The sequence below is a fragment of the Octadecabacter sp. B2R22 genome, from assembly GCF_018861045.1.
GTDB lineage: Bacteria > Pseudomonadota > Alphaproteobacteria > Rhodobacterales > Rhodobacteraceae > Octadecabacter.
The window spans coordinates 365,221-385,943 of record NZ_JAHKQJ010000005.1; the positions used below are offsets into that span (position 1 = coordinate 365,221).

Here is a 20,723-nt window from a genome sequence, read left to right on the forward strand (position 1 = left end):
GCCATGCGGCGGCCCCGAAACTATGTATGATTAGGCTGCGATTTCGGCCTGAAATGCCCAGTCGAGCCACGGCAACATCGCTTCGATGTCGGACGTCTCAACAGTAGCGCCACACCAAATGCGAAGGCCTGCTGGGGCATCGCGGTACGCACCAACGTCCAATGCAACACCTTCGGCCTCAAGCCGTTTCGCAATCGCTTTGGCGAATGCTGCGCCATCTTCGATACGGTCATCCGTAAACTTCAGGCAAACGGAAGTGTTCGAACGGGTCGCTGCGTCAACGGCAAGGTTGTCGATCCAGCTGCGCGTCGCACAAAAGTTCCAGATCGCCTGTGCGTTCGCATCAGCGCGCATCCGCAAAGCATCAAGCCCGCCCAGCGATTTCGCCCAGTTCAACGCGAACAGGTAATCTTCAACACAAAGCATGGAAGGCGTGTTTATTGTCGCACCTGTAAAGATGCCGTCGATCAGCTTACCGCCTTTGGTCATGCGAAAGATCTTCGGCATGGGCCAAGCAGGCGTATAGGATTCAAGACGTTCAACAGCGCGTGGGGACAGGATGATCATCCCGTGCGCGGCTTCGCCGCCCATGACTTTCTGCCAAGAGAAAGTCGTCACATCCAGTTTGTCCCACGGCAGGTCCTGTGCAAAAGCAGCGGACGTCGCATCGCAAATGGTCAGACCAGCGCGGTTGGCGGGGATCACATCGCCGTTTGCTACGCGAACGCCGGATGTTGTGCCGTTCCAAGTGAATACGACATCTTGGTCGTAGTCCAAAGCCGCCATGTCAACGATATGACCATAGTCGGCCACATGTTCGGACGCTTCGATTTTAAGTTGCTTAACAACGTCGCTGACCCAGCCAGCGCCAAAGCTTTCCCATGCAACCATCTGCACAGGGCGTTCGCCCAAAAGGGACCACATCGCCATTTCCATCGCACCTGTGTCAGACGCGGGCACAATGCCGATCTTGTAATCTGCAGGAATGCCGAGCACTTCACGAGTGCCTTCGATTGCTGCTTTCAATTTGTCTTTGCCGACAGCCGCGCGATGGGACCGGCCCAAAGGGGCGTCCTGCAAAGCGTCGAGTGACCATGTCGGGGGTTTGGCACAGGGGCCAGAGGAGAAACGCGGGTTAGCCGGCCGCGTTGCCGGTTGTTGAGTAGCCATTGCTGGTATCCTTACAGATAAATGCCCTTCGTTGGGGAAGGGTGTCCCACCGCCGCGTCTAAGGGGTTGGGTGCGCTTGGGCAACAGCAAACATAAGTTTTTAGAAAGATCGGGTTGCGGTTTGGCTCTAAGCAGGGTTTTTGAGGCCGCAACTGCACGCTAACAGAAAGATCGCCCATGTTTGTTGTCACCTTGATTGCCAAAGCTGGCGCTTTGCAGCCTGCCCTCGTCGAATCGCTGCGTAATGCGTGGGGCGGGCAATCCGCTCAGTGGCTGGCAGCGGATGAAGCGGCAGAATTTGCCATGGAGCAAACGCCGGACAACGGGCCGCAAGTCTGGAGTGACCTGCAAGAGCAATCCGTTGATCTTGTGATCCAACCGTTCACTGGTCGGCGTAAGAAGATGCTACTCGCCGATATGGACAGCACCATGATCCAGCAGGAATGCATTGATGAGTTGGCTGACGAGGCTGGCGTTGGTGCCCATGTGGCTGACATCACGGCCCGCGCCATGAACGGAGAGTTGGATTTTGAATCCGCGATTGACGAACGGGTCGGGCTGCTCAAAGGGCTAGACGAAAGCATCATCGATCACGTGTTGAAAACACGGATCAGTTACATGCCCGGCGGCCGCGAATTGGTGCAAACGATGAAGGCCAATGGCGGTTTCAGTGCGTTGGTGTCTGGCGGGTTTACGGCCTTCACCGCGAAAGTCGCTGCTGAACTTGGCTTTGATGAAAACCGCGCCAACACCCTCGAAATTTCTGGTGGGACTCTTTCTGGGAAGGTCGTGCGACCAATCCTTGGACAGCAGGCCAAACTTGATGCACTGGGCGAAATCACGACGCGCCTCGGCATTACCGCAGACGATGTGATTGCCGTCGGTGACGGGATGAATGATCTGCTGATGCTTTCAAATGCGGGCACAGGTGTCGCGCTGCACGGCAAGCCCGCCTTGCAAGAAAAGTGTGACGTGCGGATTAATCATGGTGACCTCACCGCACTGCTTTACCTGCAAGGCTATGCCAAAACGGAATTCGCTTAAGCGGCCAACGCGTTTCGCGTCTTACCAATAGTCAACGCGGCTTGTGCGGCTTCGCGGCCCTTTTCAACAAAGTGGTCGCGATAGATTGCGTTGTGGTGATCTGTTTCTTGGTAGTGGTGCGGTGTCAGCGAAACCGACAAAACGGGCACGCCTGTATCAAGGCTGACGCGCATCAAACCATCAACAACGGCAGCCGCAACGAAATCATGTCGGTAAATGCCGCCATCCACGACGAAGGCCGCGCAGGCAATCGCCGCATAGCGACCCGACTCGGCGAGGTCTTTGGCAACCAAGGGCATCTCAAACGCGCCGGGCACATCAAAAACGTCAATTTGGGATGCGGGGATAAGTTCGCAAAATCCATCATAAGCACGATCCACGATATCAGCGTGCCATTGTGCCTTTATAAAGGCGTAGCGTGGGGCGATTGTCATTAGGGTCTCCTTTCCCGATTACCACGCGATTGCGTGGGTGACATATCACCTCGGGGCAAAGAATCGCTGCGCAGGCGGAAACCACACGCGCACCGAAGCTCTCTCTCATCCGGACTATGACCGTCGGCTCTGGAATTTCACCAGTATCTGCTGACCAATGGGAATCCCGAAGGGAAACCCGTTGCGCTCGCGGGCTATAACCGCCGGTGGGGAATTACACCCCGCCCTGAGAACAATTTCTATGTGACGGATTCGTCTCGATCAGGCAAGTGCGACGCTGGGGCGCATATCGCCCGTTACCAGACCGGCGAAATTCTTCAGGTCAGGATTGCGGTATTGTTTTACCAGCGGGTCATTGGGGTCCAACACACCCAGCTTGCACAGGATTGCCGCCATCGCACATTCAGAGGCGCGGGTCGTGCCGTCCATGATCTTCAACGCGACACCGATCTTTGCTTCAGGCAGAATCGCAATAAAGAACCCTTCGGCGCCAGTCTTGACCGCCGCCTTGCCTTTGGCGGCGCGCATCAAATGAAAACAGGCACGATCCGTATTCGACACCAAATCAGGGTGGGCCATCATCGCATTCCGAAGCCGGACCATTGCGGACCCTCGGGTGCTGCTGTCATCGGCCTTGGCAAATGTCGCCATAGCGCGGGCCATACCGTGAACCGTGCTGGCGTGGTTCGGCGCAGAACAGCCATCAATACCCCAATTAGGTGATGTTTCTTCTACCAGTTCTTCGACGACCTGTTTGATGCCCACCTGCAAAGGGTGGTCCATCGCAACGTAATCCGGCCCCCAGCCATTCGCCTTAACCATCGTCAAGAAGCCGCAGTGTTTGCCGGAACAGTTGTTGTGATACTTACAAGCACTTGCGTCGGACTTGATCAGCTCTTTGCTGGCGGGCTTGTCGGCGGGCCACTGTGGACCACAGCAAAACGCATCATCGTCCAACTCAAGGTCTTTCAACCAGTTCTGAACACGGTCCGTGTGAATAGCTGCGCCTGAATGTGACGCGCAAGACAATGCCAACTGTTCAGTCGTCAGGCCAAACCGATCCGCGACGCCGCTTTCGACCAAAGGCAGCGCCTGTAGCATTTTGGCGCTGGATCGAGGGTAGGTAATGTACTCTGGGTCGCCCCATGCATGCAGGATATCGCCACTTTGGTCGACCACAACCGCATGCCCTTGATGGACAGATTCAAGCATTCCACCACGCCAAAGTTCAACAAGATCGACTGGATTTGACATGAAACTCTCCGAATGGGCGGCAATCCGCACAAATAATAGGGGACAAAGGGCTTTCCCAATTGGGCAAAAACTTGCTAATGCTGTAGCTATCGAGTTGAAACCGCTCATTCTAGTCGAAAAGGTACCCGCTAGAGGTGCTAGGCAGATAAGAGCAACCTGAGGCACGGACAGCTTGGAGGCTGTATTTATGATTTCAAAGATTAATTTCGCGCGGAGTGTGACCGCTGGCGTAGTCGCGATGCTAACACTTGGCACCAGCGCAATCGCGCAAGAGGCCAGTTCTAACCGCGTGGCCGCAAACACTGATTGGTCAGTCTTCGTTGAAGAAAACCCAACTGAATGCTGGGCGGTTTCCGCCCCGAAAGAAACAGTAAACTCACGCGATGGGCAGGTTGTATCTGTGCGCCGTGGTGAGATTTTGTTGTTCGTGTTCTACCGCCCTGGTGCGGGTGTGAACGGGCAGGTGACATTCACAGGCGGTTATCCGTTTGCTGGCGGATCCACAGCTGAATTGGACATTGGCGGCACCACGTTCGAGCTTTTCACCGAAGGTGAATGGGCGTGGCCTGCAACACCAGAAGACGACGCACGTATTGTGGCAGCGATGAAACGCGGTTCTGCGGCGACGATCTCTGCGCGATCCGGCCGCGGCACAGTTACACGTGACACGTTCTCATTGCTTGGCTTTACGGCTGGCGTTGAAGAAGCCGCGAACCGCTGTTCCAGCTAAATCGCTAAGCTATGCAATTTGAGTGAGGCCGGTTTTCTTTGGAAACCGGCCTCACGTCTTATATAGGGCCTCAAACCCCACTGGAGTCGATTCTCATGGAACCGCAAGCGCCCATCACCCAAGACGTCATGACGATTAAACGTGTTCTGCCCGAAGGCGGCCCCGTGAACATCGTCGGCCTGACCCGCGATCAGCTTCGCGATGAGTTGATTGGCCTTGGCGTGAAGGAGAAACAAGCAAAGATGCGGGTGAACCAAATCTGGGCTTGGCTGTACCATTGGGGCGTGCGTGACTTTGATGTCATGACGAACCTGTCCAAAGACTTTCGCGTCACCTTGGCCGAGCATTTCAAGATCGAACTGCCCGAGGTTGTGACGCGCGAAGTGTCTTCAGATGGCACACGTAAATACCTTGTTCGCATCGCGGGCGGTCATGAGGTTGAGGTTGTCTATATCCCCGAAACCGATCGCGGCACGCTGTGCATCTCATCCCAAGTGGGTTGCACGCTGACGTGTAGCTTCTGTCATACGGGCACCCAGAAACTCGTTCGTAATCTGACGGCAGGTGAAATCATCGGTCAGGTCATGTTGGCTCGCGATGATTTGGGCGAATGGCCAGAGGCTGGTATCAGTACTGCTGACCAAGGCCCCCGTCTGTTGTCCAACATTGTTCTGATGGGCATGGGCGAACCGCTGTATAATTTCGAAAATGTTCGTGATGCGATGAAAATTGCGATGGACCGTGAAGGCATCGCCTTGTCGCGTCGCCGTATCACACTGTCGACCTCTGGTGTTGTACCTGAAATCGCCCGCACCGCAGACGAAATCGGCTGCCAACTGGCGGTCTCCTTCCATGCAACGACGGATGAGGTGCGCAACAAACTCGTGCCGATCAACAAACGTTGGAACATCCAAGAACTGCTCGCAGCACTTGCTGCCTACCCGAAAGTCAGCAACTCGGAACGCATTACGTTCGAATATGTGATGCTAAAGGATGTGAACGACAGCGATGAAGACGCGCGCCGTTTGGTGGAGCTGATCAAAGGCATCCCTGCCAAGATCAACCTGATCCCATTCAACGAATGGCCCGGTGCGCCGTATGAACGGTCTACCAACAACCGCATCAAGGCGTTTGCGGATATCGTTTACAATGCGGGCTATGCGTCCCCAGTTCGCAAACCACGTGGCGAAGACATTATGGCGGCCTGTGGTCAGCTCAAGTCAGCCACCGAACGGGCCCGAAAGTCGCGTAAAGAGATAGAAGCGGACGCTGGCCTGTAAGCCAGCGCCTCGTTTCTTTTAACGACCGGGGATTACACCGCGCTTTTCGCCAGCGCCTTCCCAATTTTCCAACGCCTCGATGGCTTCTTCAGCGGTTTCAACGAACTTGAACAGCTCAAGGTCATCCGCTGAGATCGTTCCGGCATCTGCCAAAGCATCCCAGTTGATAATGGTCTCCCAAAAGTCACGGCCGAACAGCAAGAACGGAACCCGTTCCATGCGACCGGTCTGAATGAGCGTCAGGGCTTCGAACGTTTCATCCAAGGTCCCGAAACCGCCGGGGAAGACGGTGACCGCCTTGGCGCGCATCAAGAAATGCATCTTGCGGATCGCAAAGTAGTGGAAATTGAAACACAGCTCAGGCGTCACATATTCGTTCGGGGCTTGTTCGTGGGGCAACACGATGTTGAGCCCGATGGACTTACCACCAGCATCAATAGCGCCACGGTTTCCGGCCTCCATCACACCGGGGCCACCACCTGTAACGATTACGTTCTCATGGCTTTCGCCCGTTTCCGTCATCAACTTGGCGAACTTGCGCGCTTCTTCGTAGTACTTGGACAAATCGGCCAGCGTTTTGGTGCGTGCACTGTCTTTGTTTGCTGGTGCAGGGATGCGCGCTCCGCCGAACATCACGATGGTCGATTCGATCCCTTGTTCGTCCAGCATCAATTGCGGCTTCAGCAGTTCTAATTGCAGGCGGACAGGGCGCAATTCATCGCGGCACAGAAAATCAGGGTCGGCAAACGCCAGCGCATAGGCAGGCGACCGCGTTTGTGGCGTGTCTGGTACTTGAACCGCTTCGGCGCGGTCTTGCTTGCTGTCGCGCAACGGATGGCGGCGGTGCGGATCGTCTTTCATTGGGCTGCTCCCTCAATCTTGTTGTTCGCGTTGGCAATTTAGTGGCAGGTTGGCCGGACATTGTCCAACCAAAGGCCAAACACATGCCCGTCACCTCCGCTGACATTTCCAACGCCGCAGACCGCATCAAAGGTTACGTTCATGAAACCCCATCCATGCGCTCGGACAGCTTTGGGCTGCCGCTGCAGTTCAAGCTCGAACACACGCAGGTGACAGGGTCCTTCAAGGCCAGAGGCGCGTTTAACTCGATCCTGACTGCCGATGTGCCACCTGCAGGAATTGTTGCGGCCTCTGGCGGCAATCACGGTGCAGCTGTCGCCCACGCCGCAACAGCGCTTGGCCACGATGCTCATATTTTTGTGCCCGAGTTTGCGGGTCCTGCAAAGATCGATGTGATCCGGCAGACCGGTGCAAACCTTCATATCGTCAAAGGCGCCTATTCTGATGCCGCTGCCGCCGCCACGGCACACAAAAACGAAACCGGAGCATTGGATATTCACCCCTATGACGCACCAGCGACGATTGCGGGGCAGGGCACCTGTTTCAAAGAATGGGAAGAACAGGGGCTCGACGCAGATACAGTCATCATCGCAATTGGCGGGGGCGGTTTGATCAGCGGGGCGCTGACATGGCTGAAAGGGCGCAACATCATCGGTGTCGAAACGCAGACAACCAATTCCATGCACGCGGCACTTTCCAACGGATCAGAGACGGACATCGAAGTCTCGGGTATTTGTGCCAATGCGCTGGGCGCAAAGCGGATCGGAAGCTTGCCCTTCGGAATTGCGAAGGCCAATGACCTTTCTACTGTACTGGTGACGGATGACGCAGTCGCCCAAGCCCAAAAACAGATTTGGCAAAACCTTCGTCAGTTGGTTGAACCAGCGGGCGCTGCGGGTGTCGCAGCGGTCCTGTCCGGCGCCTACAAACCTTCAAAAAATGAAAAGGTCGCGGTGCTGTTATGTGGCGCAAACCCGGCGCCGATACCTATTTAATTGCTCAACCGTGGCCCTCGCGCTATTGGAGCCTCAAACATAACGCATCCGAAAGGGACCATCATGTCCAACGCTCAACTGGAAACCGCAATCGAAGCAGCATGGGACGCACGTGATACCATCACAACGTCCACGCAAGGCGAAGTTCGCGAAGCGATCACCGATACTATGAACGCGCTGGACAGCGGTAAGCTGCGCGTGGCGGAAAAGCTGGAAAATGGCGACTGGCACGTGAACCAGTGGGCGAAAAAGGCTGTCCTTCTGTCGTTCCGCCTGAACGACATGGCGATGATCGAAGGGTCTAACGGCAACGGAAGCTGGTGGGACAAAGTGCCGTCCAAATGGGAAGGCTGGGGCGACAACGAATGGAAGGCGGCAGGTTTCCGCGCGGTGCCGGGTTCTATCGTTCGCCGTTCTGCTTACGTCGCGCCAGGCGTGGTGCTGATGCCATCCTTCGTGAACCTCGGTGCATATGTCGACGAAGGTTCCATGGTTGATGGCTGGGCAACAGTTGGGTCCTGCGCACAGATCGGCAAAAATGTTCACCTCTCCGGCGGTGTCGGCATCGGTGGTGTTCTTGAACCAATGCAAGCTGGCCCAACAATCATCGAAGACAACTGCTTTATCGGTGCGCGTTCCGAAGTCGTCGAAGGCTGCATCATCCGCGAGGGGTCCGTGCTGGGCATGGGCGTGTTCATCGGCCAATCCACCAAGATCGTGAACCGTGAAACCGGCGAGGTCTTCTACGGCGAAGTGCCGCCCTATTCTGTTGTGGTTGCGGGCTCCATGCCGTCCAAGAACGGCGTTAACCTGTATTGCGCCGTGATCGTGAAAACCGTCGATGAAAAGACACGCTCCAAAACGGGCATCAACGATCTGCTGCGCGATTGATCCTCAGCCGAGCACTAGCTAAGGCCCGCATCGCGCGGGCCGAGCGCCCTAGTTGGTTGGCGGCATGGGCCCCTGTGGGGTTTGATGCCGCCTGCCTCGTTCTTGCGTTTGCTGTGTTGTACCGACCGTTTCAATCAATAGCTGAGACGTTCAATTTCCCTGTTTGGGCTACGGCAGTCTCACTGCTGGCAATCGGGTTCATCCCGATTCAAGCGGTGCTGATCTTTTCGTCTCTTTGGGCGGCTAAATCACGGTTCACTGATGATAACACGGACGTTTAGCCGTCAGAACGGCCAAACCATTTTGTCACCAATTCGTCGTAGGTTCCCGCTTCGCGCAACCGAAGGAGTGAGCGATTGATCTGCTCACTGATCGGGTCCGAGTTCGACAATGCGATCCCGTAGTTCTCGCGTCGATAAATACGGGGTAACAACCGCGTAGCGGGTTCACTGTGTGTGTTGGAATAGTACGACAAAATAGGTGCATCAAAGACGATGGCATCTAGATTATCGCTTTCCAATTGTTTGAACATCTCCTCGGGGGATCCGTACCCGACATATGGCAAGTCGCGGGCGTTCAGAAAGTCCGCAGAGGTCGAACCTTCGATTGTCGCGACACGCCGCCCTTCGAGGTCATTGATGGACTCGACGTTGTCGTGCAAAGCGTCGATCGTCATGGTGGAGGTGATCGTCGCCACAAAGATCGAAACGATAAAGAGGCTCGAAACGACCAAAACCACGGCAAATGCACGGCCTGGACGTGTTTGTGGCACACGTTCCTCAAAGCCGCCGTTCACAACAAGGTTCAATGACCACCAGAAAGAATGGAACAATGCATCCCCACCCTTGCGGTCAAAATAGGGTTGCGCACGCCGTTCCAGAAGCCACATCACCACGCCGCTGCCGAACAACAGCCCAAGTGCTCCGAGGACCACAAATAGGATGTCCCTTGTAAACAAAGCTGACAGAAACGACCCACCGGTGTCATCTTCCCGTAACAGAACACCGATCCCACCTTCAAAAATTGGATGCGAGAAGTCCATGAGAAGTTCGCGGTCCGCTGTGATCGAGATATTTGCGACCGCCGCGTCATGGTTGCCATCTTGGACGGACGTTAACATTCCAGAGAACGAGTCATAGAATTCGAACGAAACCTCGCGGCCTAACTGGTCCGCAATTGCTTTGGTAAGTTCAATGCTAAAGCCCGTCGCCTCACGATTATCTAGAAATGCAAAAGGGGGGCGATCTATGGTCGCAAAAGACAATGGTGGTTCTTGCGCGAAGCTAGAATTTGCTGTGGCGACCCAGAAGAGGGTTGCCAGAAGTCGCAACACATATTTCATCAGCTGTCCCTTGTAGCCCGCCCTCTAATTGCGCAGCAAGAAGAGTTCGTCAATCCTTCGCAACGTTGACGTCACCACCTCGACGGGTTAGGCGCCGCGCATGACGGAACCGAAAACACCACAATCTAAACCGACCTCGAAGCCAAAGAGGGTCAAAAAGCCTTCGCGCCAACAGGTCTTTACGCTGCTGGTCGAAGTCGGCCGCAAGGATGACGACGGGCTGCCCAAAGACAGCACCGGCGCCGCGTTGATGATCTACGCCTCTGGTGTGGACGAAGCAGAAGCTGTCCGCGAAACTGTAGCGATCCTAAAGCAAGCGGATTTGGCACCTTTGGACGTCTCCGGTTACGGCACTTTGGACGAACGGCTGGCCGAAGGGCACGACATTCCCGATGACGAACGCGCGTTGATGCAGCGTGCGCTTGACGAAAACAGTGTTATCGTTGCGCAAATGACCCCGTTCTTCGACGAAGTCGGCGACGACTGAACTCTTCAGCATTAGCCGATTGAAACGCCTGTCAGTGTCAGGGCTTCGTAGCCTTGCAACACAGGTGCTGCGAGTCCGATATTTTTTGGACACCGCTCGATTGGCATGTCCGCGAGCACCGAGAACTTCAAGAAATCCGGAGCACTCAGAACAGCCGATCCGTCAAAGCTTTCGACCATAGCGCCGTTCACGGTGATGATCTCGTGGGTTTCTAGTAAGACTTGGTAATAAGTGACAATGGCTGGGGCGTTCTTGGTTGGCGTCGCGCAATTGCGGACCTCAAGATGGCGGATGGCAGTGCTGACGCGTTCTTCTCCGAACATGTATTCGACTTCCGAACCGGCCAAACAGGCACGTTGATCCCGCGCCGCGATCAAATCTTCCCATAGGCCCATATAGGGTCTGCGTAATGTCATCGGTGCAAAACGACCCAAGGCCGGAAGGCTGGCGTGACCAGCCCACAAAACCCGAACGGCTTCAGTTCCATCGACGGTCACGCAATCGCCCGCAACGATATCGCGCAGCGCTTTCGGTCCGCTTGTTGTGTCCACGGCTGCGGAACCGCTTAGGCCGGGCATAGGTCCATGTGGACAGGGTGCATTCGCGACAGCCGCAAAGGTGACGTCCTTGTCCATGGCGCAACTTTCTGGTGCCATCACAATCCGTTGTGTATCCCGCGTTGAGATCGGGAAGGGCGACATAACAGACGTCTGCCAAAGGATCCCATGATCCGGAATATAGACACTAAACCGGCCTGAACGCGCTGGCGCATCCCAGGTGTAAGTAATGTGCGCTGTCTGAACTTTCGCGCCAAGTTTGGTTTTCAGAGACGTCGCCAAATGTTTGCCGCCTTGGCGCATCATCAATCGCAAGGTTCCATCGGGCTCAAGGCAAACCGTAATTCCCGATGGCCAAGGATCAAGTGCAGCAAAACGCAACAAGTTTACCGGATGGGGCGACGGTCGAACCGTCACCTCCATAAGCAAACTGCCGCGGGTCAGAAGTTCGGACAAGGACCCATTACCGGAACGCGCGCACCCCAATCCAGCGGGATTAAAATCCCCACCTTCCTGCGTTCGTGTGCCGATCCAGTTGAGTGTCATGGTGTCTAGGCAACCCGCCGCAAAAGTGCTTCGGCTTCATACCGTTTCAACATCGGCCGTGCGGCAGGGCCGTAGCCTTCGCCGGTTGTAAGGTCGAGTTCTGGGAAGATCGTTGAAATCTCCTCAACGATCTCCGCCTCAAAAGATTTCGTTGTTTGTGGTCCGGGCAGAAAGCTCTCGGTGGCCAGTCCTTCGGAATACACAACTTGATGGCGATCAAACATCATATGAACGTACTCAACCTCGCCGCCTTCAACGGGGCGTATGGACCGATCGTTGACCAGATCTTTGGCCGCAATCAACACTTCAGCCTCACCGAACATAAGTTCGGCAATCACATCTTTGACCAGAACGCGGTGCAGGGGGGACACCATCAGCTCACCGTGATCGCCCAATGCATTTTTCTGAATTTGGATAGGCGCCATCTTTCCCGTTGCGGGTACAGAACGACGCCCAATCCAGCGCACTGGCTGTGGCCCGTCATCGCGGGTTATGACCATGTCACCAGCAGACAGCGTTTCAACGGCACGTGGCCCTTGGTCAGTATCAATCATCGACCCAGCAACGAAACAGGGGATCGTCTCGACGGTGACAAATCCGACGTCAGTCTCAAGAACATTTCCAGAAGTATCCGTGCTCTCGACTTCGTAGGTAAAGCTAGACGTCTCAAAATCACTATCTGTCGTAATGTCGACTGTGCCGTCGGCATTCAACTTCACAGTCTGGCCTGTGGCCAAAGTAACAGTTTGCCCTGATGTGACCGCCACGCCATTGATATGGGTGATCGTCAGCGTGCCCGTCGTGTTGTTGATATCGTTGTCTAGAATATCGACGGTCTTTGTGACGCTGTCCTGCATCGTCACAAAGTCTTGTTCAGCGATCAGCTCTGTCTGAATGGAATCGGCGGCAATCAACAGGTTGGAGTCATAACTGCTGTCGGCGACGTCCGCGATGCCGATCCGGATCGAATTCACGACGCCCGCGTTGACTGGAATGGTCAGGGTCATCGTCAGCGTAAACCCGTCCATCTCGGTGTTGAACTGGTCAGAAGTGTTGTCGTTATAAAGGTTGATGTTGTTGGTTTGGTTGATTGAGTTGATCGTTGTGCCATTGTCTGTGATCGCCAAAGGCACGAGGTTACCATTGATCCAGACCCCAACCGCATCATTATAAATCGAGTTGGTGTACTCAGGATACTCGTCCGAGCTGAACACAAACTGCATGGTCATCACGTCATCTGTCGGGATGAAATCAATATCCATATACGACGCATCGTATGTGCTGGCCCCCGCCAAAGCGTTGAACCCAGCTTCGTTATTCTGACCGCCCGTGTTGGTCGACGTATTTGAGTTTTCGTTGGACTGGCTGCTATTACTGTTTGTAAACCGAGTTGCCCGACCTGTGGACAGGATAACTCCTGTGTCCCCTGGCGTTACGTTGCCAGCGACAGCGTCCCCGTTCGAATAAATTCCGGATGAATAGCTCGACCCAGAATAAGACGCACTTGTGACCGTAACACCATCACCGAAGATCGTGTTTGCCATCTGCATCGCTGATGCACTGGTATCATAATCAAGTTCAACGCCTGCTACCACGGTATCTGCCCCTTACGAGAGGAGACAAGCCAGACGGAGTTCACGCGCGAAAAAGCTGTGAAATACCTATATCTTGTGGTCGTCGCTGCGACCGTAGGACCATCTTGGGTCCGCTCGATGTCTGCCCTGCCTCGGGTCTAATTTATTATGTCAACTATATGTTAGAGGTCTGATATTTGGTTGTTTTTTAGGGGGTTGTTTCCACGTTGCGCATAATATGTGTCGACAGGGACACAACCTAGAGCATTTGCAATGACCGCAAAGGAGCGGTAACGCAGAGGAAACCGGAGGCTTCCATGACCATTGACCCTATTGCCCTTACCGCTGATCTCATTCGTTGCCCTAGCGTCACCCCGATTGAGGGTGGTGCATTGCAACTGCTGGATGTATTGCTGACAGGCGCGGGTTTTGAAACGTGGCGGGTGGACCGCGCGGGCACGCCAAACCTATATGCTCGTTGGGGCGCACGGGGCGCTAACAAATCATTTGGATTTAATGGGCACACTGATGTCGTGCCAGTCGGTGATGAGGCCGCGTGGACGGTTGATCCTTTTGGTGCCGAAGTTAAAGACGGCATTCTTTATGGTCGGGGCGCGACAGACATGAAATCCGGCGTGGCGGCCTTTGCGGCGGCGGCGGTCGATTTTGTTAAAGACACCCCGCCAGACGGCGCAATCATCATCGCGATCACGGGCGACGAAGAAGGTCCTTCGACTGACGGTACAATCGCCCTGCTGGACTGGATGCAATCCAACGGCGAAGCGATGACAGCCTGTATCGTCGGGGAACCAACCTGCCCAGACGCGATGGGCGAGATGATTAAGGTCGGGAGGCGTGGATCGCTTACGGCGCATTTTACAGTAACCGGAAAACAAGGGCATGCGGCCTATCCGCACCGTGCCATCAATCCGCTACCTGCGATGGCGCGTTTGATTGATCGTTTGGCGAGCCATGAGATGGACCAAGGGTCAGACCATTTTGACCCGTCGACACTGGCGGTCGTAACAATCGACACAGGCAACCCGGCCACAAACGTGATCCCTGCTGCGTGCAAAGCAAGCGCCAATGTCCGGTTCAATGATCTGCATACATCGGCCTCTGTGATTGCGTGGATGCAGTCCGAAGCCGACGCCGTTGCCGAAGAGTTCGGTGTGCAAATCGACATGCCTGTTCGGGTGTCCGGCGAAAGCTTTCTAACCCCTCCGGGGGCTTTGTCCGATCTTGTGAGTACCGCGGTTCAGGCCGAAACGGGGATCACCCCAGAGCTGTCCACAACGGGCGGTACGTCTGATGCGCGCTTTGTGAAAGACCACTGTCCTGTCGTCGAATTTGGGCTTGTGGGTAAGACCATGCACCAAGTTGACGAGTGCGTTCCGGTTGAACAGATCACCCAACTGAAGTCGATCTACACGCGCATCCTGAAGGATTATTTCGACTGACCTTATCCGCAGGTAAGGTTTTCGTTTATTAACAACAGATTAACATGTGGGTGAATATCGACGTGCTGTGCGCTTCTCGCCATGTTAGGCAGGTCGCATGACCCGTATCCCATCAAAACAAGAGATCCTCGATTGGATCGCCGAACACCCCACCAAAGCCGCAAAGCGTGACATCGCCAAAGCGTTCGGCATCAAAGGTGCTGCACGCATTGATCTCAAACGCCTGCTGCGTGAACTCGAAGACGAAGGCAAACTTGCCAAGCGCAAGTCGTCGTATCGTGACGCGAATGCCTTGCCGCCCGTGTCTGTGTTGCAGGTCACGGGGCCAGACGGCGATGGGGATTTGTTCGCCAAGCCGCTTGAATGGGCAGGTGAAGGCGATCCGCCGCGCATTTTGATGGTGATGAAAGACGGCGAACCCGCGCTGGGCGCCGGAGATCGCGTTCTTGGGCGTTTGACTGAGGTTAAGGGCGAAGATCACGCCTATACCGCGCGTTTGATCCGCCAGATTGGCACGAACCCATTGCGCATCTTGGGCATCTTCAAAACAGGATCAGAAGGCGGGCGTATTTTGCCGGTCGACAAGGGTAGCCAGAAAGAATGGACTGTCGCCGCAGGGGCCACAGACGGCGCCAAAGACGGTGAGTTGGTCGAGGCGGAACAGGCCGGACCAAAGGGGCGCATGGGCTTGCCCAAGGCCCGCATCGTGGCGCGCCTTGGCGATCCGACACAACCACGTGCCGTGTCCCTTATTGCGATTCACCAACACGATATTCCAGACCATTTTCCCGACGAGGTTGTTGCCGAAGCAGATGCCGCAAAACCAGCCGCGTTGGATGGCCGCGAGGACCTGCGCCATTTGCCACTGATCACGATTGATCCATGGGATGCGCGCGACCATGATGATGCTTGCTGTGCGATCCCCAACGATCAGGGCGGTTTTGCGCTTTGGGTCGCGATTGCGGATGTGGCGCATTACGTGCGCCCCGGATCGGCGCTGGACCGTGAAGCTCGCAAGCGTGGCAATTCCACGTATTTCCCTGATCGGGTTGTTCCGATGCTGCCGGACCGTCTGTCGGGTGATCTGTGTTCGCTGCACGAAGGCGTTGAACGCGCCTGCATCGCGGTTGAGATGCAGGTCGATGAGGCTGGCAATAAGGTCTCGCAACGTTTTGTACGTGGCTTGATGACGTCGCCTGCGTCCCTGAATTACGAAGAAGTTCAGGCTGCGATGGATGGCACGGTGAACGACAAGGTCGCGCCGCTGCTCGATGATGTGATCCGTCCACTTTATGCGTGTTACGAGGCACTAAAACGGGCCCGCGAAAAGCGTCAGCCGCTTGAGCTCGACCTGCCGGAACGAAAGATCGTACTGAACGATGAGGGTAAGGTTATTGATGTCGCGTTTCGCGATCGCATTGATGCGCACAGGCTGATCGAAGAATTTATGGTGTTGGCAAACGTTGCTGCCGCCGAAACACTGGTGTCCAAGAAATCGGCGCTATTGTTCCGTGTCCACGAAGAACCGACCCGCGAAAAGATGGATGCCCTACGTGAAACCGCTGAGGCGGCGGGGCTAACGCTGGCCAAAGGGCAGGTGTTGAAGACGGGGCATCTGAATCGCCTGCTGGATCAAGCAGCTGATACCGATGATGCTGAGTTGATCAACATCGCCACACTGCGGTCTATGACACAGGCCTATTATAACCCAGAAAACTTTGGTCACTTCGGGTTGGCGCTGCAATCATATGCGCACTTTACCTCGCCGATCCGGCGGTACTCTGACCTGATTGTTCATCGGGCTTTGGTCACGTCACATGGTTGGGGCGATGATGGTTTGACGCCCGAGGACGAAGCAATGTTGGCCGAAACCGCGCAGGCGATTTCCGACACTGAGCGCCGGTCCATGGTGGCCGAACGTGACACGACCGATCGCTACCTTGCCGCGTTCCTGAACGATCGTGTCGGCGCGGTTATGGCCGGCCGTATTAGTGGCATCGCCAAATTCGGCGTCTTTGTGAAGCTGGACGAAACGGGCGCTGACGGTATGATCCCGATCCGTAACCTTGGCGCTGAATATTTCCATTATGACGCGGACAGTCAGACATTGATGGGTGCGGATACGGGCGTTGTGATTGCTTTGGGAGCGCGAGTTACGGTGAAGCTGGTCGAAGCAGCGCCAGTAACGGGCGGTCTGATTGTTGACCTACTTGAGATTGATGGCAAAGCCATGCCGCAGGGCAAAAGCAGGGGGCGTGGCCCTTCGCCGCGGCGCAAGATGTCCAAGGGTAAGAAAAAGGCCGCCAAGACAGCACGCAAAGTGAAACGCACCCGCAAATAGGGGCGGATTACTGCCCGCCCCCATACAAACGGTTCCGATATGGGCCTGCACTTGGTAGCGTGACTCAAAGCAACGTGAAGTGGGTGGCAGTATGTTTCGGTTCGGTCTGGTTTTACTGGGTGCGGTTAGCGTGTCGGGGCAGGGGAAGGCAGGGCCTATTCCACCTGAAGCACCTGCGCAGACCTCGCCATTGGTGCAGGTGCAATCCAGCGGCCAGAGCTTTGATCGATGGGTTGATGGCTTTCGCCGCCGCGCCCTAAGGCAGGGCATTTCCGGCGCGACGTTTGATGCCGCGTTTCAGGGTGTGACGCAGGATGACGCCATCATCACGCTGGATCGAAATCAGTCCGAATTTTCAAAGGCGTTGTGGGAATATCTGGATACGGCTGTATCGGCTGCGCGTATTCGAAATGGGCAGCGTGCCTTGCGGGACCATCAATCCGTCTTGACCCGGATTGAGGCGACATATGGTGTCGATAAAGAGGTTATCGTTGCGATCTGGGGCCTAGAGTCTGCCTATGGTGCTGTCCGCGGGAACACGAACACGATCGAGGCGCTCGCAACACTGGCTCATGACTCGCGGCGCAGTGGGTTCTTTGAGGGGCAACTTTTGGCCGCGTTACAAATCCTTGAGGCCGGCGATACGGAGCCTCGGAATATGGTTGGGTCTTGGGCAGGGGCTATGGGCCATACTCAGTTTATGCCGACGAGTTTTCTGGATCTCGCGGTTGATGGAAACGGGGATGGACGGCGTGACATCTGGAACGATGATCCGACGGATGCTTTGGCATCTGCGGCCAACTATCTGCGCAGCAATGGCTGGACGCATGGCCAACCTTGGGGCGTCGAAGTTCAGCTGCCTGCGAATTTCGACTACATGACCGCACGACGTGACAATGAGCGGATGCCGAGCGATTGGGCATCAGACGGTGTGGTGGCATTGAACGGCCAACCCGTGCCGAACCATGGGCGTGCTTCGATCCTATTACCGGGTGGCCATGAGGGCGCGGCCCTGATGATTTTCAAAAACTTCGAAGTTCTTGAGACCTACAATACCGCTGATTCCTATGTCATCGGCGTTGGTCATTTGGCCGACAGAATAGCGGGCGGCGGTGCAATCCAGTCCGCATGGCCTCGCATTGACGGTGCGCTGAGCGGACCCGACAGGCGAGAGTTACAGCAACGTCTGCACGATGCGGGGTTTGACCCGCAGGCGATTGACGGGCGGATTGGCCCGCTGACGATCAATGCCATCCGCGCCTATCAATTGGCCAACGGATTGGTCCCTGATGGGTATGCATCACCGCAGCTGTTGCGACGTTTGCGTTAGTGTTGGGCGGGGTCTGCTGTGCAGACCTCTCCGCGCATGCAGGCCTCGACAATGGGGGCGGCGTCCACGCCAAAGGTAGACCCGCCACACGGACCCATTGTCAGTAGATAACCATCATCGGTGAGCGCAACAAAAGCCAACATTTCGCTGTCTGGGTTTGGAAAGCCGCCGCACCAAGGCCCTGCACAGGACGTCCGCAAAGTTACGGTTGTCGGTGTCGTGGGCGCAAAGCCGTTTTCTGCCAACCCTTGGCCTGTGAAACTGGCGACGACTTCTTGTGGTTGCGCATCATTGGACACCGGCTGCTGAGGTGGCGCATCGAAACTGAATTTCCCAAGCAAGACAGCGTAGGACTCTTCGGCCTCTGAGGCCCACTGAAAGGTCTGCGCCACATCTGGCGGCATGCAGGATAGGGCAGTTGATTGGGTGGCAACAAGAGCCGCTGTCGCTGCTAAGGTCAAAATAGATTTCATCACATACTCCAGTTCACACCCTTTGGGCGCAATTGAACACCGCTTCTAGATACGGCCCTCGAATGCTTTCAGCACCGCTGAATAAACATCCTTCTTAAATGGGACGATATTGGCGAGCAGTTCCTTGGGAGAAATCCACATCCATTCGGAAAATTCTTGATGCGGTTGGACAATATTGATCTGCTCGTCCGTGCCATTGAACCGCATCAAGACCCATTTTTGCTCCTGCCCACGGTAGCGACCTTTCCAGATCTTCGGAACAATGTGGTGCGGTAAATCGTAAGGAAGCCAGTCGGAAGTTTCTGCAGTAATAGACACTAAATCAGCTGTTATGCCTGTTTCTTCTTCCAGTTCGCGTAGGGCTGCGACGGTGACGCTCTCACCTTCGTCGATACCGCCCTGCGGCATCTGCCAAGCGTCTTGATCGCGATCTATGCGTTGACCTACGAAGACCTTTCCGTCCTCATTCACGACCATCAACCCAACACAGGGCCGATAAGGAAGATCTGCAATCTCTTCTGGGGTCATTGTTTTGGTCATCATACGGTTCCTCTAAGTAAAACGCCGCCAAGGTTTCCCAAGGCGGCGCAATTTCTAACGTCGGCTCGGCTTACTCGTTCGGGCCAAGAGCGGACAGGCCTTTGAGGATGTCGATGGCATAGGCCAGTTGATAATCCTCTTCGCGAAGGGCAGCGGCGTCTTCTGCGCGCAAACGGTCCGCTTGGATCTGTTCGATTTCATCATCGGTCAGACTGTCGTTGTCGAGCGCGCCACGCAGGTCAGCCTCGGAGCGGCGGTTGATTTCTTCTTCTTCCTCAACCTCGGCGGTTGGGTCGATGCGAGGCTGTTCGACAATAATGTCAGGGCTAATACCAAGCGCCTGAATGGAACGACCAGACGGCGTGTAGTACCGCGCCGTTGTGAGACGCATGGCGCTGTCACCACGCAGCGGCATCACCGTCTGAACAGAACCCTTACCGAATGAGTTCGTACCGATGACAATCGCACGGCGGTGATCTTGAAGGGCACCTGCAACGATTTCGGATGCGGAGGCAGAACCGCCGTTGATCAGAACAACGATCGGCAAACCTTCGGCCAAGTCGCCTTCGCGTGCATTCCAGCGCTGGCCATCACTTAGTTCACGACCGCGGGTCGATGTGATCTCACCTGCGTCCAGAAACGCATCGGACACGGCAATCGCCTGATTGAGCAAGCCGCCGGGGTTGTTGCGAAGATCGATAACGAAGCCGTTGACGTTCTCAATGCCACCAGCTTCGGCCACTTGTTCGGCCAACTGCTCTTCGAGAGATGGATAGGTTTGATCGCTGAACGTAACGATACGCAAGACGACTGTGTCGCCCTCAACGCGGCTGCGAACGGCGGTCAGTTTGATGGTGTCACGGACAATGGAAACTTCGAGAGGTTGATCCAGCCCTTCACGAACCACAGTGATAACGATTTCGGATCCAACCGGACCCCGCATCAATTCCACCGCTTCGTCCAACGTCAGGCCGAGCAGGCTTTCACTGTCCACCGCCGTAATGAAATCACCAGCTTCGATGCCGGCTTCTGCGGCAGGGGTGCCGTCAATCGGGGACACGACTTTGACGAACCCTTCTTCTTGGGTCACTTCGATGCCAAGGCCGCCAAATTCTCCGCGTGTGGATTCGCGCATGTCAGCGGCGTCATCCGGGGACAGGTAGCTTGAGTGCGGATCAAGAGAGGACAGCATCCCATCGATGGCGGCTTCGATTAATGCAGCTTCGTCGACGTCCTCAACATATTGCGCACGAATGCGTTCAAAGATGTCACCGAACAAATCAAGCTGTTCATAGACGCTGGCGTTGTTCGCTGCTTCTTGTGCGATCAGCGGGCCAGCGATCTGCGTCGTCGCTATGGTTCCCAGTAGGATCCCGCCCGATGCAGCCATTGCAAATTTTTTCATCTACTCATT

At 55.6% G+C, this 20,723-nt stretch carries 19 protein-coding genes and 1 riboswitch; of the genes, 9 read left to right on the forward strand and 10 right to left on the reverse strand.

The window, feature by feature from the left end; translation table 11 throughout:
* Window positions 1-30 precede the first annotated feature (30 nt).
* The gene (locus KO486_RS04380) at window positions 31-1,170 is read right to left on the reverse strand and encodes a phosphoserine transaminase (protein WP_216036018.1); all 1,140 of its coding nucleotides are present in this window, start codon (window positions 1,168-1,170) and stop codon (window positions 31-33) included.
* Between the two features lie 177 nt (window positions 1,171-1,347).
* On the opposite strand from KO486_RS04380, the gene serB reads away from it, so the two are divergent.
* Window positions 1,348-2,214, forward strand: coding sequence for a phosphoserine phosphatase SerB (serB, locus tag KO486_RS04385; RefSeq protein WP_216036019.1), 867 nt, complete (start codon window positions 1,348-1,350; stop codon window positions 2,212-2,214).
* Here the strand turns inward: serB and KO486_RS04390 are convergent.
* Both KO486_RS04390 and KO486_RS04395 read right to left on the reverse strand, forming a co-directional pair.
* Window positions 2,211-2,648: a 6,7-dimethyl-8-ribityllumazine synthase gene (locus KO486_RS04390; RefSeq protein WP_216036020.1), complete on the reverse strand. Its 438-nt coding sequence runs from the start codon at window positions 2,646-2,648 to the stop codon at window positions 2,211-2,213. The genes serB and KO486_RS04390 overlap by 4 nt on opposite strands.
* A 93-nt stretch (window positions 2,649-2,741) precedes the next feature.
* A riboswitch (FMN riboswitch) is annotated at window positions 2,742-2,886 on the reverse strand.
* 23 nt (window positions 2,887-2,909) lie between these two features.
* Window positions 2,910-3,902 carry an asparaginase gene (locus KO486_RS04395; protein WP_216036021.1) on the reverse strand — a complete coding sequence of 331 codons (993 nt, stop codon included), beginning with the start codon at window positions 3,900-3,902 and terminating at the stop codon, window positions 2,910-2,912.
* 187 nt (window positions 3,903-4,089) lie between these two features.
* On the opposite strand from KO486_RS04395, the gene KO486_RS04400 reads away from it, so the two are divergent.
* Both KO486_RS04400 and rlmN read left to right on the forward strand, forming a co-directional pair.
* The gene (locus tag KO486_RS04400) at window positions 4,090-4,632 is read left to right on the forward strand and encodes a hypothetical protein (protein ID WP_216036022.1); all 543 of its coding nucleotides are present in this window, start codon (window positions 4,090-4,092) and stop codon (window positions 4,630-4,632) included.
* Window positions 4,633-4,727: 95 nt separating this feature from the next.
* Window positions 4,728-5,912 (forward strand): 23S rRNA (adenine(2503)-C(2))-methyltransferase RlmN, encoded by a 1,185-nt coding sequence (rlmN, locus tag KO486_RS04405; protein ID WP_216036023.1) that lies wholly within the window; start codon window positions 4,728-4,730, stop codon window positions 5,910-5,912.
* 18 nt (window positions 5,913-5,930) lie between these two features.
* Here rlmN and KO486_RS04410 read toward each other — a convergent pair whose 3' ends face one another.
* The gene (locus KO486_RS04410; protein ID WP_216036024.1) at window positions 5,931-6,773 is read right to left on the reverse strand and encodes a TIGR00730 family Rossman fold protein; all 843 of its coding nucleotides are present in this window, start codon (window positions 6,771-6,773) and stop codon (window positions 5,931-5,933) included.
* An 83-nt stretch (window positions 6,774-6,856) separates the two neighbouring features.
* Between KO486_RS04410 and KO486_RS04415 the strand changes: the two genes are divergently transcribed.
* Together KO486_RS04415 and dapD are read left to right on the forward strand one after the other, a co-directional pair.
* Complete coding sequence (locus KO486_RS04415) at window positions 6,857-7,768, forward strand: serine/threonine dehydratase (protein WP_216036025.1); 912 nt, start codon at window positions 6,857-6,859, stop codon at window positions 7,766-7,768.
* Window positions 7,769-7,831: 63 nt separating this feature from the next.
* Window positions 7,832-8,659, forward strand: coding sequence for a 2,3,4,5-tetrahydropyridine-2,6-dicarboxylate N-succinyltransferase (dapD, locus tag KO486_RS04420; RefSeq protein WP_216036026.1), 828 nt, complete (start codon window positions 7,832-7,834; stop codon window positions 8,657-8,659).
* Window positions 8,660-8,936: 277 nt separating this feature from the next.
* Here the strand turns inward: dapD and KO486_RS04425 are convergent, their stop codons facing one another.
* Window positions 8,937-10,001: a transporter substrate-binding domain-containing protein gene (locus tag KO486_RS04425; RefSeq protein ID WP_216036027.1), complete on the reverse strand. Its 1,065-nt coding sequence runs from the start codon at window positions 9,999-10,001 to the stop codon at window positions 8,937-8,939.
* 100 nt (window positions 10,002-10,101) lie between these two features.
* Between KO486_RS04425 and KO486_RS04430 the strand changes: the two genes are divergently transcribed.
* Window positions 10,102-10,488 carry a hypothetical protein gene (locus KO486_RS04430; RefSeq protein WP_216036028.1) on the forward strand — a complete coding sequence of 129 codons (387 nt, stop codon included), beginning with the start codon at window positions 10,102-10,104 and terminating at the stop codon, window positions 10,486-10,488.
* Between the two features lie 11 nt (window positions 10,489-10,499).
* Here KO486_RS04430 and KO486_RS04435 read toward each other — a convergent pair whose 3' ends face one another.
* Together KO486_RS04435 and KO486_RS04440 are read right to left on the reverse strand one after the other, a co-directional pair.
* Window positions 10,500-11,591 (reverse strand): Hint domain-containing protein, encoded by a 1,092-nt coding sequence (locus KO486_RS04435; RefSeq protein WP_216036029.1) that lies wholly within the window; start codon window positions 11,589-11,591, stop codon window positions 10,500-10,502.
* A 5-nt stretch (window positions 11,592-11,596) separates the two neighbouring features.
* On the reverse strand, window positions 11,597-13,186 hold the full coding sequence (locus tag KO486_RS04440) for a Hint domain-containing protein (RefSeq protein ID WP_216036030.1): 1,590 nt from the start codon (window positions 13,184-13,186) through the stop codon (window positions 11,597-11,599).
* A 296-nt stretch (window positions 13,187-13,482) separates the two neighbouring features.
* Here KO486_RS04440 and dapE point away from each other — a divergent pair, with 296 nt between their 5' ends.
* The 3 genes from dapE (at window position 13,483) to KO486_RS04455 (ending at window position 18,296) form a co-directional block, all read left to right on the forward strand.
* Complete coding sequence (gene dapE / locus KO486_RS04445; RefSeq protein WP_216036031.1) at window positions 13,483-14,625, forward strand: succinyl-diaminopimelate desuccinylase; 1,143 nt, start codon at window positions 13,483-13,485, stop codon at window positions 14,623-14,625.
* A 97-nt stretch (window positions 14,626-14,722) separates the two neighbouring features.
* On the forward strand, window positions 14,723-16,966 hold the full coding sequence (gene rnr / locus KO486_RS04450; RefSeq protein WP_216036032.1) for a ribonuclease R: 2,244 nt from the start codon (window positions 14,723-14,725) through the stop codon (window positions 16,964-16,966).
* A gap of 91 nt (window positions 16,967-17,057) precedes the next feature.
* Window positions 17,058-18,296 (forward strand): lytic murein transglycosylase, encoded by a 1,239-nt coding sequence (locus tag KO486_RS04455; RefSeq protein WP_216036033.1) that lies wholly within the window; start codon window positions 17,058-17,060, stop codon window positions 18,294-18,296.
* On the opposite strand, the gene KO486_RS04460 is transcribed toward KO486_RS04455, so the two are convergent.
* The 3 genes from KO486_RS04460 to KO486_RS04470 form a co-directional block, all read right to left on the reverse strand.
* Complete coding sequence (locus tag KO486_RS04460; protein ID WP_216036034.1) at window positions 18,293-18,769, reverse strand: hypothetical protein; 477 nt, start codon at window positions 18,767-18,769, stop codon at window positions 18,293-18,295. The genes KO486_RS04455 and KO486_RS04460 overlap by 4 nt on opposite strands.
* Window positions 18,770-18,814: 45 nt before the next feature.
* Entirely contained in the window at window positions 18,815-19,297 is a 483-nt protein-coding gene (locus KO486_RS04465) for an RNA pyrophosphohydrolase (protein ID WP_216036229.1), read from the reverse strand.
* Between the two features lie 82 nt (window positions 19,298-19,379).
* Window positions 19,380-20,714, reverse strand: coding sequence for a S41 family peptidase (locus tag KO486_RS04470; protein ID WP_216036035.1), 1,335 nt, complete (start codon window positions 20,712-20,714; stop codon window positions 19,380-19,382).
* Window positions 20,715-20,723: the final 9 nt, after the last annotated feature.

Bases quoted from the DNA above. Each gene is read 5' to 3' on its own strand.
- KO486_RS04380 (WP_216036018.1), bottom strand. From the start codon at position 1,170: ATGGCTACTCAACAACCGGCAACGCGGCCGGCTAACCCGCGTTTCTCC.
- serB (WP_216036019.1), top strand. From the start codon at position 1,348: ATGTTTGTTGTCACCTTGATTGCCAAAGCTGGCGCTTTGCAGCCTGCC.
- KO486_RS04390 (WP_216036020.1), bottom strand. From the start codon at position 2,648: ATGACAATCGCCCCACGCTACGCCTTTATAAAGGCACAATGGCACGCT.
- KO486_RS04395 (WP_216036021.1), bottom strand. From the start codon at position 3,902: ATGTCAAATCCAGTCGATCTTGTTGAACTTTGGCGTGGTGGAATGCTT.
- KO486_RS04400 (WP_216036022.1), top strand. From the start codon at position 4,090: ATGATTTCAAAGATTAATTTCGCGCGGAGTGTGACCGCTGGCGTAGTC.
- rlmN (WP_216036023.1), top strand. From the start codon at position 4,728: ATGGAACCGCAAGCGCCCATCACCCAAGACGTCATGACGATTAAACGT.
- KO486_RS04410 (WP_216036024.1), bottom strand. From the start codon at position 6,773: ATGAAAGACGATCCGCACCGCCGCCATCCGTTGCGCGACAGCAAGCAA.
- KO486_RS04415 (WP_216036025.1), top strand. From the start codon at position 6,857: ATGCCCGTCACCTCCGCTGACATTTCCAACGCCGCAGACCGCATCAAA.
- dapD (WP_216036026.1), top strand. From the start codon at position 7,832: ATGTCCAACGCTCAACTGGAAACCGCAATCGAAGCAGCATGGGACGCA.
- KO486_RS04425 (WP_216036027.1), bottom strand. From the start codon at position 10,001: ATGAAATATGTGTTGCGACTTCTGGCAACCCTCTTCTGGGTCGCCACA.
- KO486_RS04430 (WP_216036028.1), top strand. From the start codon at position 10,102: ATGACGGAACCGAAAACACCACAATCTAAACCGACCTCGAAGCCAAAG.
- KO486_RS04435 (WP_216036029.1), bottom strand. From the start codon at position 11,591: ATGACACTCAACTGGATCGGCACACGAACGCAGGAAGGTGGGGATTTT.
- dapE (WP_216036031.1), top strand. From the start codon at position 13,483: ATGACCATTGACCCTATTGCCCTTACCGCTGATCTCATTCGTTGCCCT.
- rnr (WP_216036032.1), top strand. From the start codon at position 14,723: ATGACCCGTATCCCATCAAAACAAGAGATCCTCGATTGGATCGCCGAA.
- KO486_RS04455 (WP_216036033.1), top strand. From the start codon at position 17,058: ATGTTTCGGTTCGGTCTGGTTTTACTGGGTGCGGTTAGCGTGTCGGGG.
- KO486_RS04460 (WP_216036034.1), bottom strand. From the start codon at position 18,769: ATGAAATCTATTTTGACCTTAGCAGCGACAGCGGCTCTTGTTGCCACC.
- KO486_RS04465 (WP_216036229.1), bottom strand. From the start codon at position 19,297: ATGACCCCAGAAGAGATTGCAGATCTTCCTTATCGGCCCTGTGTTGGG.
- KO486_RS04470 (WP_216036035.1), bottom strand. From the start codon at position 20,714: ATGAAAAAATTTGCAATGGCTGCATCGGGCGGGATCCTACTGGGAACC.